Below are 14,655 nucleotides of genomic sequence, written 5' to 3'. Positions count from 1 at the left end.
AAGGGGGACGGGGTTGGCCAGTTATTGCAGAACAGGCCATAGGGATGCACAAAGGTGCCCTAATCCGGAGTACCCACCAAGCCCGGTTTCGCTGCGTTTGTGACACGGCTACCGTTGAGCCAGGAAGTAGAAGTCGGGCGTTTTTCCTCGCTATAGTGGGTAGATATCCAGGCCAGAGCAAAAAACCACCCGAAAACAATGACTGTTTGTGACAAGGCCGGATAGCAAAAGCACTCTACTTTCAGGCGGCTCCGGTGCCGGGCAGCGTAAATACAAACCGGCTGCCCTGTGCGGGCTCACTTTCCACCCATAGCCGCCCGCCTTGCGCCTCAATGAACTCCCGGGAAATACTTAAGCCCAGCCCTGAGCCGCCTTTGTGGCCGCTGCCCCCCCCCGGTACCTCCGAGAACCGCTGGAAAATCCGTTCGTGGTGTTCCGCCGCAATGCCCGGGCCGCAGTCCTGCACGCCTATTTCCAGCTGCCCGTTGCGCTCCGTGGCCTGCACGCACAAATCGGCACCGCGGGGGCTGTAGCGGATGGCGTTGGCCAGCAGATTGATGAGCACCCAAGTGGTTTTTTCCAGGTCGGCCCGGGCAGCGGGCAGGTTCTGGGGTATTTCCAGGCGCAGGTGCAGTTCTCGGTCTTCCAGCTGAGGGCGGACGGTTTCGACGGCGTAGCGCACAATATCACGCAGCGGAATAGGCTGTACATCGAACTGAATTTCGGCCCCCGCATCCAGCCGGGATACGGCCAGCAGCTGCCCCACCATGCCCAGCAGACGCTGGGTCTCGTCGCCGATGCCGTCGGCCAGGCGTTGACGTTCTTCCGCGTCGGTGCGGGCATCCTGCAGCAGCATCAGGCTGAGCTTGATGCTAGCCAGCGGGGTTTTCAGCTCGTGCGAAATGGTAGCCAGGTAGTTCGATTTCACCTCGTCCAGCTTTTTGAAATCCGACACGTTGCGCAGGCTCAGGATGTGGCCCACAAACTCAGTGCGGCCGGTTTCGCGGTTACGGCTCACGATGTGGTTGAGCGTGAGCTGGTAGTAGGCCGTTTCGCCGTCGGGGCGACTGAGGGTGAGCGTAATCGGGGCGGGCGTGTCGCCGGCGCGCACGGCTTCCTGCTCCAGCAAGGGTCGAAACAGCTGGTGCAGTAGCTCGGTTTCCTGGCTCAGGTCTTCGGCCCGGCGGCCCACCAGCGCGGCGGCCTCGCGGCCCAGCAGCTCCCGGGCCACGGGGTTGGCCAGCAGCACGGTGCGGTCGGGGTCGAGCAGGAGCAGGCCCTCATCCAGGTGCTCAATCAGGCTTTCCAATCGACTCCGCTCCGTAGCCAGGGCCGCCCGCGTTACGCTGCGCTGGTCCTGCATGTAGCCGAAGGCGCGGTTCAGGGCCAGGGCCACGGCCCCCACTTCGTCGTTTTTGCCGATGGCCACCTGGGTGGCCGGGCCGGGGCTGGCCACGTCCTCCACGTCGGCGCGCAGGCGGCGCAACGGGCGCAGCACGGCCCGGGGCAGGCGCACCACCAGGCTCAGGCCCACGGCCGTGCTCAGCAGCAGCAGGGCCAGCACCGTGCGCCGGCTCGAGCGGGCCAGGGCGGCGGCCTGGTCGGTCTGGCGGTTGAAGGAGCGGGCGTTGAGCCGCATCATGCGGTGGGTGGCGGCCCGCAGCCGGTGCAGCTGGGCTACCTGAGCGGTGGCCGGGGCGCGGTCATCCACCAGGCGCTGGTAGTCGGCCAGCTGCTGGGTGAGCGTGTCCACCAGCTCCAGCTCGCCGGGCTCGGTGATGTTGGCAGCTTCGCGGGTGAGGGCCCGGCGCAGCTGCTGCAGCGGGGAGCGGGCCGTGGGCTGGTCCTGCAGCGCCTCCAGGGCCCGCAGCATCTGCTCGCCGTACTCCACCGAGCGGAAATTGGCCCGCTGAATGCCCCGGGCCCCGCCTTCCAGCCGCTGCAAACTGAAGAACGTGTACCCGCCCAGCCCCAGCAGCAGAACCAGCATCGTGAGGATGCTCAGGCGGATTTTGAGTTTGAGGGACATGGGTTGTAGGGTGTCAGGGTGGGCGGGTAAGCGTTTAGGAGTTGTCTGTCATCCTCCATCTGGCGTCCGCCTGCGAAGGACCTTATGCCAGTGGCACGATGGTCGTTCAGCAGTTTTTAGCCCGCAGAGGACGCAGAGGTTTGGCGCAGAGGGCGCAGAGTCGTTCGGGAGGAGTTGGTTGAGCGGGATAAGGTCCTTCGCAGGCGGACGCCAGATGGAGGATGATAAACAACTCCTCAACTCCCACCCGCTTACCCGCTCACCCTAATCAAAGCTCGTACTCCTGCACCTTGCGGTAGAGCGTGGTCAGGCCGATGCCGAGGCGGCGGGCGGCTTCGGTTTTGTTGCCCTGGCACTGGTGCAGCACCTGGCGGATGTGGCGGGCCTCCACGGCGCGCAGGCTCTGGTCGGCGGGGTCGGCGTCGGGGCTGAGGGGGGCGGGCAGGGTGTGGAACTCGTCGGGGAGGTAACCGGCGGCGAGGGGCTGGTCGGTGGGGGCCAGGATGGCGGCGCGCTCCAGCACGTTTTTTAGCTCGCGCACGTTGCCGGGCCACTCGTAGCGCTGCAGCAGCTCCACGCACTCGGGCTCCAGGCCCGGCAGACGCTTGCGCAGCTGGGCCGCAAAATGCTGCAGAAAGTGCCGGGCCAGGGCGGGTACGTCGGCGGCCCGGTCGCGCAGGCTGGGCACCTGAATGGTGAACACCGAGAGGCGGTAGTACAGGTCGGGGCGGAAGCGGCCTTCGGCGGCTTCCTGCTTCAGGTTGCGGTTGGTAGCGGCCACGATGCGCACGTTCACGCTGGTGGGCTTAGTGTCGCCGAGCTTGGTGAACTGCCGCGTCTCCAGCACCCTGAGGAATTTAGCCTGCACGTTCAGCTCCAGCTCCCCGATTTCGTCCAGAAACAGCGTGCCGCCGGCGGCTTCTTCCAGCAGGCCTTTTTTATCGGCCAGCGCGCCCGTAAACGCGCCCTTCTTGTAGCCAAACAGCTCCGATTCCAGCAAATCCTTGGGGAAAGCCGAGCAGTTCACGGCCACGAAGGGCCTGGCTTTCCGCTCACTGGCCTCGTGCAGGGCCTGGGCAAACAGCTCCTTGCCCGCGCCGGTGGGGCCTTCCAGCAGCACGGTGCTGTCGGTGGGGGCTACCTGGCGGGCCAGGTCCTGGGCGCGGCGCAGGGCCGGGGCCGCGCCCACCATGCTCTCGAAGCTGAACCGCTGGCTCATACGCCGCTCCAGCTCGGCCACCCGGAAGCGCAGACGGGCTTTTTCGGCGGCGCGCTCCACCACCACCACCAGCTGCTGCTCGTAGTCGCCCTTGGTGAGGTAGTCGAAGGCGCCCTGCTTCATGGCCCGCACGCCGTCGGGGATGGTGCCGAAGGCCGTGAGCAGCACGATTTCGCAGTCGGGGGCCTTGGCGCGGTAGCGCGGCATCAGGTCCACGCCGTGGCCGTCGGGCAGCTTCACGTCGGAAATAACCACCAGCACCTCGCGGGCGTGCTGCTGCAGCAGCTCCAGGCCACGGCTGGCATCGGGGGCCTGCAGCACGGTGTAGCCTTCCAGCTCCAGCACCCGCGCCAACAGCTGGCGCAGGCGGGCTTCGTCATCAATCAGGAGCAGGGTACCGGAGGGCATTTTATGAATTAGTAATGAGGGATTCGGATGCGAAAGTATCGGCTTGTGAGGGAAACTGCAGGCCGGAGTGTAGAGACGCAATATCTTGCGTCTCGTCGTTGAACGACTTTGCCCGAGCGGTTTAAACAACATCCGCAACGACGAGACGCAAGATATTGCGTCTCTACAGCCTCGTTTCTATGTCAGATAAACAGAGTCGTGAGCTTTATCTTCTCCAAAGATTTTTACCCGAGTTATTGGATGGAAAATCGTATTCGCTGATCCAACCTGCTCCGCCATTGCCAGACGTTATTATCCACATTGATGGAAAATTGGTCGGCATTGAAATCACTGATCTAATACCAGACAGTGGCGTTAGGCAGCGAGAGGCCGCGCAAGATGCCATCGTTAGTCAAGCTCAATGCCTCTTCGAAGCACGCCACCCTATTCCATTGCATGTTTCCGTTGATTTCGTCGAAACAGTTGATTGGAAGCGGGTCGACCGCAAGCAGGCAGCAGTGTATCTGGCCAATTGCGTTGAGCAGCAGATAAAACATCTTATATCGAATCTAGCGAGGCAGTCGCAATTTGATATCTGTATTAACGACGTTGGGCACACCCATATTCAGGGATTTAGCTTATTTTATCTGGACCGTCTCACCGAATCCTGCTGGTCACCGATTACTAGTTTTTGGGTGCCTGAAATTTCGTCCGAAACAGTTCAAGCTATCATTCAGCGTAAGATCAAGAATGTTGGAGGCTATCTGACGGGTTGTGAAGAAGTGTGGCTGTTGATACTGGAAACAGGCAGTCCCTCGTCTTATTTTGATTCTTTTGAAAAGCTTGTGTCTAATAGTTTCATCAGTAGCTTCTCTAAAACATTGATAGGCCGAGTATCGAAAGGAGAGATAATTGAGCTGAAAACAAGCTTGACAACTTAGTTACGCGCTCAGCCGAATCTCCTCCTTCAAATGCTCCACGAACCGGACGAATTCCGGTTCGGCTTCCACGTTTTCGTGCCAGGCGAGGCCCATTTCGGCGAGGTTGTACTGGTGTTGGGGGCTGATGGTGGCGCCGGGCAGCAGCTGGCCCGCGGCGTCGCGCTCCTGGCCGAGTAGCCAGAGCCGGTCGGAGAGGGCGGTGGTGGTGGCCAGGTCGTGGGAGACGATGACCACGGTGTTGAGCTCGTCGAGGGTGGTGACTTCGAGGATGATTTTGCGCACCTCGTCAATCATGGCCACGTCGAGGCCAGAGAAGGGCTCGTCGAGCAGGATGAGGTGGTCGGAGCAGAGCAGCTGCTGGGCAATGGCGGCGCGCTGGCGCTGCCCGCCCGAGAGGTGGGCCGGGTACTTGGCGCGGTGGGGCGTAAGCTGGAACCGCTCCAGATACTCTTCGGCCTGACGCCGGGCCTCGGCGGGGTTGGGGTAGCGGCGGGCGGCGGCCACCAGCAGGTTATCGAGCAGGGTGCGGTGGTTGAACAGGGGGTAGTGCTGCTGCACGAAGCCCACCGCGCCGGGCGTGGCCGGCTGCTGCGCCTCGCCCACCAGCACCTCGCCGCTACTGGGGGGCAGCAGCCCCGCCATCAGCCGGCACAAGACAGATTTGCCCATGCCCGAGCGGCCGTAGAAGCCCACCACCTGGCCCTGGCTCATGCCCGGCCTGCACACATCCAGCACCTGCGCCGAAATGTCGCGCAGAATGGTTTCCCCGTTCAGCGTCAGCGACACCTTGTCGAGGGTGAGCACGGGGGATTTGTAGAAATAGGGAGTCATCGGTGAATGAGCGAATGAGTGAGTTGTCGTTCTGGCGGTTGCCTCACCCCCCGACCCCCTCTCCAGGGGGAGAGGGGGAGCCATGGCGGCTTGGTGGGTGCGCGTTTAATTTTATTTAGAGAATCAGAGTAAGTCGCCGAAACAGACTCAGGGAGTCGTCAGGCTCCCCCTCTCTGAAGGAGAGGGGGCCGGGGGGGGAGGCCCCTACCGCGCCGCAGCCAGGCTGGCGTAGGGGAAAAACACGCGGCGGAGCAGGCCGAAAACATAGTCCTGCGCGGCGCCGGCGGCCAGGATGACGAGCTGGATGGCGACCACGCCGTCGAGGTGGAGGTAGCGGTTTTGCTTGTAGAGCAGCAGGCCGATGCCGCCTTCCGACTGGTAGAGCGTTTCCACCAGCGTAATCATCGTCCAGATAATGGCGAAGTTCTGGCGCACTACTTCCAGCATATCGGCCAGCTTGCCCAGCACCACCACTTCCCAGAAGCTGCGCCACTCGCCCAGGCCCAGGGTGCGGGCGTGGTCCAGCTCCTGCTGGGTGGTGCTGAGCATCACGGCCGTCATGCCCGTAACCAGGTACACGGTGGTGGCGAAGGTGAGTACCGAAAGCTTCACCTCGTGGCCCGAGCTGACCAGCAGGGCCACGAAAAACGTGAGGCCGGTGAGGGTAAGGTAGCGCATCTTGGAAGCCGCGTAGGCCAGGGGCCGGAAGAAGGGCAGGGCCGTGAGGTAGGAAATCAGCAGCGCCAGTACCGTGGCCATGCCCAGGGCCTGCAGGGCGGTAGTCATGCTGGCCCACAGCTCCGGAATGAGGCCCTGAGTGGTGGTGAGGTCCACGAGGGCCCGCAGCACGTCGCCGAGCGAGGGGAACAGCTGCAGCGGGTAGAACAGCCACAGCAGCAGCAGCAGCCCCGCCTGCCCGGCCGCCATCAGGGCAAACGTGGTGCGCGGCGGCCGGGCGTTGGGGAGGAAGAGGGTTTTCATGATACAATGAGTGAATGGGTGAATGAGCGAATGAGTGAAGTAGCTTGTCCTCCTGAGGCGGTAGCCGAAGGACCTTTTCACGGGCGGAGGTCATTTCCCGCAGAGGTTCACGGAGGTCGTGCAACTGCCATTAGGTCCTTCGCAGGCTCAGGATGACACTTCACTCATTCACTCACTCGCTCATTTACCGCTAGTTGCCCAGCACGATTTCCACGCGGCGGTTGCGGGCTTTGCCTTCGGGGGTGGTGTTGGGGGCCACGGGCTCCTGGGCACCGTGGGCGTACACCTGCACGCGGCCGGCGGGGAAGGCGCTGGAACTGCGCTGCTCCAGCCAGTGCTGCACGGCTACGGCGCGGTCTTCGGAAAGCTGCTGGTTGCGCTGGGCGTCGCCCACGTTGTCGGTGTGGCCGTGCACGGCTACTTTCAGGCGGCCGGCCACTACTAGGTCGTTGAACAGCTTGTTGAGCTGCTGCTCGGCGGCGGGGGTGAAGGTGCGCTGGCCGGTGTTGAACTCGATGTTCCAGGCCCGGCGGCTCACGCTCTGGCGGATTTCGTCATCGGCGGCAAACTGCTGCTGCTCGGCCGGGGCCAGGTTTTTGCCCCGGTACTTGTCCTGCAGCTTGCGCAGCGGGGCCAGGTCCAGCATCTGGTCGAGGGGCACGTAGCTGGGCAGTTCCTTGGGGTAGAGCTGGTGCTGCACGTCGCCGAAGGTTTTGTACACGGCAGCGTAGATGTTGGTGCCGCCTTCGTTCAGGCCGAACAAAGCCAGGTTATCGGCGAAGTTGAAGGCCTTGGAGCCGCCCAGCTCCACCACCTCGCCGTTGCGGTCGGCCTCGCTCACGCCCTTGTAGTAGCGCAGCCAGTAGCTGCCGGGCTTGTCCTTATCGCCGTACACGGAGGCCGAAATGTCGGCGGCGCGGCTCAGGGCCTCGGGGTGCGATTTTACCTGGTCGCCGGCCACGGCCAGGGCCGTCATCAGGGCTTCTACTTCCTTCGGGTGGGCGTCGTACCAGCGCTTGGTGGTCACCATGATGTTGGGCATCTGGTTGCTGTAGTCCTTGGTGCTCACGATGTTCACCAGGCCACCTTTCTGCTTGGCAATGTTCACGTCGCCGGGCGTCCAGGTGGCTACGGCGTCGGCCACCACGTCCACTTTCACGCCGGTGTTTTTACCTTTTACCACTTTCACGCGCTGCTCGGGCTTGCCGATGATGTATTTCTCGGCGGCCACCAGGAAGTCGGAGGCGGCCATGAAGTTCACGGCCTCGGGGTCGTAGGTGGTTTCGTCGGGGTTGACTTTCAGGCCGTTGTCGGCGCACCATTTCAGGGCAATGTTCTGGTCCCCGTCGCGCAGGTAGCAGGCCACGGTTTTGCCCAGAGCGGCTTTGGGGTTATCCAGCCACTCCTTGGGGCCCATTAGCTTGTCTTCGCCGAAGCTCTTGCCCACCGAGTAGGGAATAATCTGCAGGCCGGTACCGGCTTTTTCCAGCTGGGGCTGCACCGCCGAGAAGGCCGGCAGCCCGTCGCCCATGATGCTCACCAGCAGGCCCGGCGTTTCGGGGTTGCTTTGCAGGTCGAGGGCGTTTTTCACCAGGTCGGCCTGCATTTTGGCCACGTCGTCCTGGCGCACAATCTGCATATCCAGGCCGCCGGCAGCCATGCTGGAGCCCTGGGTGGTGCGGGGGCCGCCGTTGGCCAGCATGCCGGCCATCTGCGAGTTCCAGGCCATTACTTCCCACACCAGCGGGGTGCCCTTACCGGCCGGAGTTTCAGAGGGCAGCGGAGCCAGCGGCACCGCTACGTTGGTGCGCGAGCCGCCGGCGCTGCTCGGCAGCTCAATGGAGCTCAGCAGCACCGATTCGGTGGCGGCTTTCTTGAACAGCACCCCGCTCTGCACGAGCTTGTTGATGCCGAAGTACAGCAGCGCTGCCAGCAGCACGCCTAGTACCAGTTTACCACGGGTTGTCATTGTCGTTGTTCGTTTTTGGGTTGATTGTTTTTTGATTGGATAGGCCGGTTGATGGGCCGTCATGCTGAGCGGAGGCGCAGCCGTAGCCGAAGCATCTCTACCGCTTCGTTTGCTCTAGTCGCCTCACCCCAACCCCTCTCCGGGGGGAGAGGGGCTCTAGCTGTAGCTTTTAGTTTTCCAGTAGTCGTTCAGGCGGGTTTACCACCCCGCCCTTCGGGCACCCCTCCTTGAAAAAGGAGGGGAGTTTGTAGCTCTAATCCTGGTTGTTACTGCTTGTGCGGAGGCGCATCCGCCACATTCCGCACATTTCACTCACATTCACCCCTAATCCAGCAGGCTGCGGTAGGCGTCGTTGGTGGCGGTGCGCTGCTGGGCGGGGGTGGTGGGGGCAGGTTTCTCGTCGAGCAGGGCGTTGAAGTCGCCTTTCTGATACTTTTCGAGCAGGCGCTGGCCTTTCTCGCTCATCACCCCGTTCTGGATGTCCATTTCCTTCACGAACTCCTGGCTGTAGCGCATGGCCTGCTTGATCTGGCCGAGCTGCTGGGCCATGTCCTGGGCCACGCGGTCGGTGGCCAGGTCGAAGAAGTACTTTTTATCCGGGTCGCCGCGCAGGATGTTCATGGCGGCGCGCATGCCCGAGCTGGTACGCTTCACCAGCTGGTATTCGTCCTTGAGCAGGTTCACCTTGAACTTGCTGCCGTCAATCTGGCGCAGGGCGGCTTTCAGAATCTGGCGCATCACCAGGCTCACGTTCTGGGTGGTGGTGAGCATGGGCTGCAGGCGCTGGTTGTAGTCCTGCAACTGGGCGGCGCGGCTGGCGTACTGCTCGGCGGCGTCGGGCTCGCGCTGGCGGGTGGCGGCGTCGGCCAGGGCCAGGTACTCGCGCATCTGCAGGGTGTTGGCTTCCAGCTTGCGCTTCACCAGCTCGTGGGCCCCTTCTACGTGGCCCACTTCCTCCTCCATCTTGCGCGCCTCCTGGGAGGTGCTCCGGATGTAGTCCTCCATGATGCCGATGGGGTCGGTGTTGACGAAGATGCCCGCCGCGGTGCGGAAAATGCGCTGCCCGGCGTACCACAGCCCCGCCTTCACGCGGGGGCTGGTAAGCACCAGCCAGGCCGCCAGCAGCACACCCAGCCCGATGCCCAGCTTCACGGTGTCGAATACCATTTCGACCAGGAAGGGCACGATGGTACCCCAGAAGTAGATGCCGGCTCCGGCCAGCCCGGCCAGGAAAATCCAGCCGGCTACCTTCTCGGGCTGCTGCCACTTGGGCAGCTCGCCGGTTTTAAAATCGGGAGTGGAAAGAGAGTTCATGGTTGTAGTAGTGAGTAGTTGGTAGTGAGTAGAGAGATGCGCCTGGTTAGAAGTCGGAGGAGAGGACCAGAATTTTTACCCGGGCCAGGCCGCCTCACTTCAGCAGAAAGGCCTGCACGGCCTGCTGGTGGGCCTTTAGCTCGGCGGCGGCGGAGGCATGGGCCAGTTCGTAGGAGGCCAATGCGGCGGTGGCTTTCTGCTGCTGCTCCTGCAGCTGCTGGCGCACGGCCAGCAGGCGCTGCTGAGCTTCTTCCAGCTGCCGGGCCAGGTCGGCCAGGCCGGTTTGCAGCTGCTGTTCCTGCTGCTGCAGCTGCACCAGCGGGCTGGGCGGCACGTTCGGAATCCGGATTTCGCCCACCTTCTCGCGGTGCCGCTCCAGAATGCTGTTGCGGTCAGCAGTCAGCTTCAGCTCAAACTGCTCGGCTGATTTCAGCAACGCCGGCAAATCCAGGCTGGTCACGGCCGCGAAGGCGTTGAAGGCCGTCTGGTACAGGATGGGGCCCGAGAGGCCGCTGGCCTGCAGGCTGGTCACCAGTTTGGTGAAAGCCATGAAATCTTTGCCGTCGCCGGCGAGCAACTGCCGGATGTGGTCAAGGTGGCGCTGCTCGGGCTGGGTAAGGAGCGGAGCCGCGGCGGGGGCGGAGAAACTGGAACCAGCCACCGGGGCCACCTGGCCGGGCAGGGGGCGGGGTGCGGCTACGGACGGCCCTTCGGGGGATGTTTCTTCAATGAAGAAGTCCTTGGCGGCTTTGGCGATGTGATCAAACAGGGGCATTGGTATTGGTGGTGTTTGGGAGATGATGACCCAATGCCAAGTCCGGTGCCTGTTTTGATTATTGCTTACTTTTTATTGTTAAATGTCTAATAATTAGCTAGTTGCTTGTTGATGAGCTGGGTGATAGATTGGTAGCAAAAAAGAAAACCCTTCCGTTTTGGAAGGGTGGGTTGCCGGAATGGTATGGGCGCGCAAACAAAACGGAATGCTTGATAGTACTTTTGCTCTACTCCTATGCGTTCGGTTTCTCCTACTCTCTATTTTGAAAACAGCGCCGGCCGCATCCTGGAGGATCCGGCCGGTTTTCTGCGGGTTATCTGGACTGCGCAGGAGCGCGACGCGGTAACCTGCCACGCCGTGTTCAATCACATGATTCAGGCCCTGCGCCGCAATGGGTGGTCGAAAATCCTGGTGGATCAGCGGCAGCTGCGCGCTTTCAGCACCGAGGAGCAGCAGTGGATTGTGCAGCAGTGGCTGCCCCGCGCCGTGCAGGAAGGCGGGTACCGCTACGGCAGCGTGCTGGTAGCGGAGGATGTATTTACCCGGCTGGCGACGGCCTACATCACCACCTCGGTGCAAAACCTGCCGCTGATTTATCGCACCTTCACGGATGAGGCCAGTGCCACAGCCTGGCTGACGGGGCCACTTTAAGCGGGGGCGGCCACTGCTGTTTCCGCCGGCAGGGTTAGTAGGTAGGTCGTGCCCAGACCGGGCGTACTCTGGGCCGTGAGTGTGCCGCCGTGTCCCTTCGTTACAATATCGTGGCTTAGGGCCAGCCCTAGCTTGGCATCAATTCCCCCCTGAAACCGCTGGAAGAGCAGATGCAGCTGTTCGGGAGCCAGCCCCGGTCCGTTGTCGCGCACCCGGATTTCCAGCTGCTGCCCGGTGTAGCGGGTACTTAGCTCCACCTGGGGTACATATTCCGCCTCCTCATCCGCATCGGCCAGCCGTTGCTGGGTCGCCAGCAGGGCTGCGCTGAAGACGCCCACCAGCGCCCGTCCGATATCCTGGCGGATGATGGGCACGGGGCGGGCGGCCGGGTCCAGGTGCAGGAGCAGGGCTGCGTTGAAATAACGATTTTTGGCGCGCAGATCCTGGTACGTCAGGCGCAGGTATTCCTCGGCCAGGCGGTTGAGGTCGGTAGGTTGGCGCGGAGCTGTGCCATCCTGCGAGTACTCCAGCATTCCCCGTACAATGGATTCGGCCCGGTACCCGTACTGGGCTATCTTGGTTTGGTTCTGCCCCAGATTCTGCAGCATCTCGTCCATTATTTCCTGGTCGTGGGCAGGCAGGGTGAGTTTCTGCAGCTCCAGGCGTACGTCCTCGCACAGCTCCACGCTGATAGCGGCAAATTTTCGTACGCAGTTCACGGGCGTCTGAATCTCGTGGGCCACGCCGGCCATAAGTTCTCCCAGCGAGGCCATTTTCTCCCGCAGTACCAGCTGACTCTGGGCAATTTTAAGCTCCTGGAGCATACGGGCCAGACTGTCGCGCTGGGCGGTGAGCTCCCGGGTCTGCACGCTGACCTGCTCGTGGAGGTGGCTGAGTTGCCGGTGGGCCTGCCGCTGCAGGTAGTTGTTGCGCCATAGCAGCACCGATACTACCAGCAGGCCGCAGAGCCCGGTAGCCAATGCCACCAGCCACACCCGCTCGTGCAGCTGGGCGCGCTCCGTTTCCAACTCCTGCAGGCGCTGCTGCTCGGCAAATTCCAGCGCGTCCAGCTGCTTGATGCGGCGGGGGTTGTACAGGCTATCCTGGGCAACGAGCATGGCCCGCAGGTAACGCAGGGTACTATCGGGCTGGTGCCGGGATTCAAAGGCCTCAGTAAGCAGCTTGTTGTTGCGCGCTACGCCCAGCATAAACGGCAGGGTCTGGGCCAGGGCCAGGGCCTTACGGGCGTAAAAGATGCTGGAATCAGTTTGGCCCCGGGCCTGGAAAAGCTCGGCCATGTATTGAAACGTGCGACTGGCGCTGCGCCGGTCGTTTTCAGGCAGGGCCGCCCGGGCGCTGCGCTGGTAGAAGGCCAGGGCGGCCTTGGGGTGACCCTGCGCCAGCTGCAACAGCCCCAGTTCGCGCAGCACGTAGGGGGCCGGGTTGCCCCAGCTGCTGCGGTGTACTGCCCGGGAGCGGGCGGTCATGGTCCAGGCCCGGTTCAGAAAGTAGGCAGCCGAGTCGTACTGGTGCAGGCCCTCGTAGCTGGCACCCAGGTTTGTGAGTACGCTTACCAGCTGCGACGTATCGGGTGCGGCGGTAGCCTGGTACAGCCGCAGGGCTTGCTGGTAGTAGCGCAATGACAGCCGAAAATCATCCAGGGCAAAGTATAGGAGTCCGGTCTGGTTGAGGAGGCGGGCGGTGCCTTCCGTATCGTGGCTGGCCTGGGCCAGGTGCAGGGCCTGCAGATCAAGGCGCAGCGCCTGGGGCAGGTTGCCCCGCTCGCTGGGCAGAATGGCCAACCGGGCCAGACAGCGGCTTTTCCCCTTGGCATACCCGATGCGGGACGCCAGCGCCAACCCCTGCTGGGCATACCATTGCAGCGAATCGAAGCGAGAATAGCGGTAGGTAGCGGCCACATCGGCCAGCCACAATACCCGGGACGTATCGGTGGCAGCAGCGGCCAGCGCGCGGAGCATCGGCTTGGTTTGGGGGCTCTGCGCGCGGGCAGAGAAACTCAGCAGCACGCCCAGCACCGACCACAGTGCCAGAAAGCGGATCATCATGAAAAAATAGGCGAAGGACCGAAGTACCGGAAAAGATGGCCGGAGGAAACCAGCAAAAGGCAGACAAACCGCAAAATAACACTATATATGGTATTTTACGGGAATAAAACAGGCTTCTACCTGTTTAGCCTGTGCAGCTGGTTTGCTGCAAGCTTTCGTGGCTGCGGTAGTGGCCCTAATTTGCTGGCATGCCGTACACGCCTATTCATCCGGGGTGAGTTTCCGGCCTTTGCCTGTCACTATTTTCTGCTGCCCCTGTCCGGCAGCTGATGGCTAGCTGTGCCGGGCCGCTTGGTGGGGGGCACCAAGCGGCTACCCAACCCAACCGGGCGGTGCTTACCCCCGTTCGGCGGGCCTTTTCGGGTCCGGCTGATACGGCGCCCGACCCGGCAACTGGGCCGCCGGTTGTACCTTGCGGGTATGCTCTACACACCCATTGCTTTCCGTCAACTCTTTTCAATTGCGCTGGCTTTCCCCGCGGCACTCTGGCTGAGTGGCTGCGCATCCACCGCCGACCCCGCACCTGCAACGCCGCCCACGCCGGGTGCCCCGCCCGTAGTACTGCCGGAGCACCTGACGCTGGGCAACCCCAGTGGGGCTGTAGCCGCTGCTGACCGGCCCACCAACTACCTGATGCTGAAGCCGCAGTATGCTCTCAGCTACCACCGTGACCGGGGTATTCCCAATTGGGTAAGCTGGCACCTGACCAGCGCCCACCGCGGCAACTCTGACCGCCAGGATGACTTCCGGCCGGACGCTACGCTGCCTGCGGGCTGGTACCAGGTGCAGGCCACTAGTTACAGCGGGTCCGGATTCGACAGGGGGCACAACTGCCCGTCGGCGGACCGGACCTCCTCGGTGGCGGATAACTCGGCTACATTTCTGATGACCAACATGATGCCCCAGGCCCCGCGCAACAACCAGCAGACCTGGGCCAACCTGGAAAACTTTACCCGGGCTCAGCTGAACAATGGAGCGAATGAGGTGTACGTCGTCTGTGGCAGCTACGGAGTGGGCGGCACTGGCTCCAGCGGCTACAAAACCACTCTCGACCAGGGCCGGGTTACCGTACCGGCGCGCATCTGGAAGGTGGTGGTGATTCTGCCCGTGGGCGACAACGACGCCGCCCGCGTAACCGCCGAAACCCGCGTTATTGCCGTGGACACGCCCAACGATAATACCATCAACACCAACTGGGGCCAGTACCGCACCACCGTGGATGCCATTGAAGCAGCTACCGGTTACGACCTGCTCTCGGCCGTGGCTCCGGCCGTGCAGCAGGTAGTGGAAAGCCGTACGGATGCCGGTGCCCTCTGACAGGAAGCCTAACCAGCAGCCCACTGGAAACACGCGGCCCGCCCTCCACTGCAGTAGAGGGCGGGCCGCGTATCGTTATGCTTTTTCCGGAACGGAAATGGTACCCCTGACGGGCTTTTTTACCGCAGCGGGGAGAGGAAATTTTGCCGTCCCATTACCTTGCGGCTGTTGGCTT

Annotated in this window: 11 protein-coding genes; 3 read left to right on the top strand and 8 right to left on the bottom strand. The window is 62.6% G+C overall.

The window, feature by feature from the left end; genetic code table 11:
* Positions 1-241: 241 nt before the first annotated feature.
* Positions 242-2,029: an ATP-binding protein gene (locus ACN19L_RS02920; protein WP_426492052.1), complete on the bottom strand. Its 1,788-nt coding sequence runs from the start codon at positions 2,027-2,029 to the stop codon at positions 242-244.
* A 268-nt stretch (positions 2,030-2,297) separates the two neighbouring features.
* A complete protein-coding gene (locus ACN19L_RS02915; RefSeq protein ID WP_426492051.1) occupies positions 2,298-3,656 on the bottom strand; it encodes a sigma-54-dependent transcriptional regulator in 1,359 nt (452 codons plus the stop codon).
* A 179-nt stretch (positions 3,657-3,835) separates the two neighbouring features.
* Here ACN19L_RS02915 and ACN19L_RS02910 point away from each other — a divergent pair, with 179 nt between their 5' ends.
* The gene (locus tag ACN19L_RS02910) at positions 3,836-4,576 is read left to right on the top strand and encodes a hypothetical protein (RefSeq protein WP_426492050.1); all 741 of its coding nucleotides are present in this window, start codon (positions 3,836-3,838) and stop codon (positions 4,574-4,576) included.
* Here ACN19L_RS02910 and ACN19L_RS02905 read toward each other — a convergent pair whose 3' ends face one another.
* The 5 genes from ACN19L_RS02905 to ACN19L_RS02885 all read right to left on the bottom strand — a co-directional run bounded on the left by ACN19L_RS02905 (position 4,577) and on the right by ACN19L_RS02885 (position 10,446).
* The gene (locus ACN19L_RS02905) at positions 4,577-5,407 is read right to left on the bottom strand and encodes an ATP-binding cassette domain-containing protein (protein ID WP_426492049.1); all 831 of its coding nucleotides are present in this window, start codon (positions 5,405-5,407) and stop codon (positions 4,577-4,579) included. It lies immediately after the preceding gene.
* Between the two features lie 204 nt (positions 5,408-5,611).
* A complete protein-coding gene (locus tag ACN19L_RS02900) occupies positions 5,612-6,388 on the bottom strand; it encodes an ABC transporter permease (protein ID WP_426492048.1) in 777 nt (258 codons plus the stop codon).
* Between the two features lie 190 nt (positions 6,389-6,578).
* On the bottom strand, positions 6,579-8,357 hold the full coding sequence (locus tag ACN19L_RS02895) for an OmpA family protein (RefSeq protein ID WP_426492047.1): 1,779 nt from the start codon (positions 8,355-8,357) through the stop codon (positions 6,579-6,581).
* Between the two features lie 324 nt (positions 8,358-8,681).
* Positions 8,682-9,671, bottom strand: a complete 990-nt coding sequence (locus tag ACN19L_RS02890) for a hypothetical protein (protein WP_426492046.1) — start codon at positions 9,669-9,671, stop codon at positions 8,682-8,684.
* 94 nt (positions 9,672-9,765) lie between these two features.
* Complete coding sequence (locus tag ACN19L_RS02885; protein ID WP_426492045.1) at positions 9,766-10,446, bottom strand: hypothetical protein; 681 nt, start codon at positions 10,444-10,446, stop codon at positions 9,766-9,768.
* A 234-nt stretch (positions 10,447-10,680) separates the two neighbouring features.
* Between ACN19L_RS02885 and ACN19L_RS02880 the strand changes: the two genes are divergently transcribed.
* A complete protein-coding gene (locus ACN19L_RS02880; protein ID WP_426492044.1) occupies positions 10,681-11,097 on the top strand; it encodes a hypothetical protein in 417 nt (138 codons plus the stop codon).
* Here the strand turns inward: ACN19L_RS02880 and ACN19L_RS02875 are convergent.
* A complete protein-coding gene (locus tag ACN19L_RS02875) occupies positions 11,094-13,163 on the bottom strand; it encodes a tetratricopeptide repeat protein (RefSeq protein WP_426492043.1) in 2,070 nt (689 codons plus the stop codon). The two genes, ACN19L_RS02880 and ACN19L_RS02875, sit on opposite strands and share 4 nt — an antisense overlap.
* Positions 13,164-13,583: 420 nt before the next feature.
* On the opposite strand from ACN19L_RS02875, the gene ACN19L_RS02870 reads away from it, so the two are divergent.
* Positions 13,584-14,480, top strand: a complete 897-nt coding sequence (locus ACN19L_RS02870) for a DNA/RNA non-specific endonuclease (protein WP_426492042.1) — start codon at positions 13,584-13,586, stop codon at positions 14,478-14,480.
* Positions 14,481-14,655: the final 175 nt, after the last annotated feature.

Source organism: Hymenobacter sp. 102 (assembly GCF_049949205.1).
Lineage (GTDB): Bacteria > Bacteroidota > Bacteroidia > Cytophagales > Hymenobacteraceae > Hymenobacter.
The sequence above is the reverse complement of the archived record's forward strand: the minus strand, read 5'-3'. Positions and strand labels throughout refer to the sequence as shown.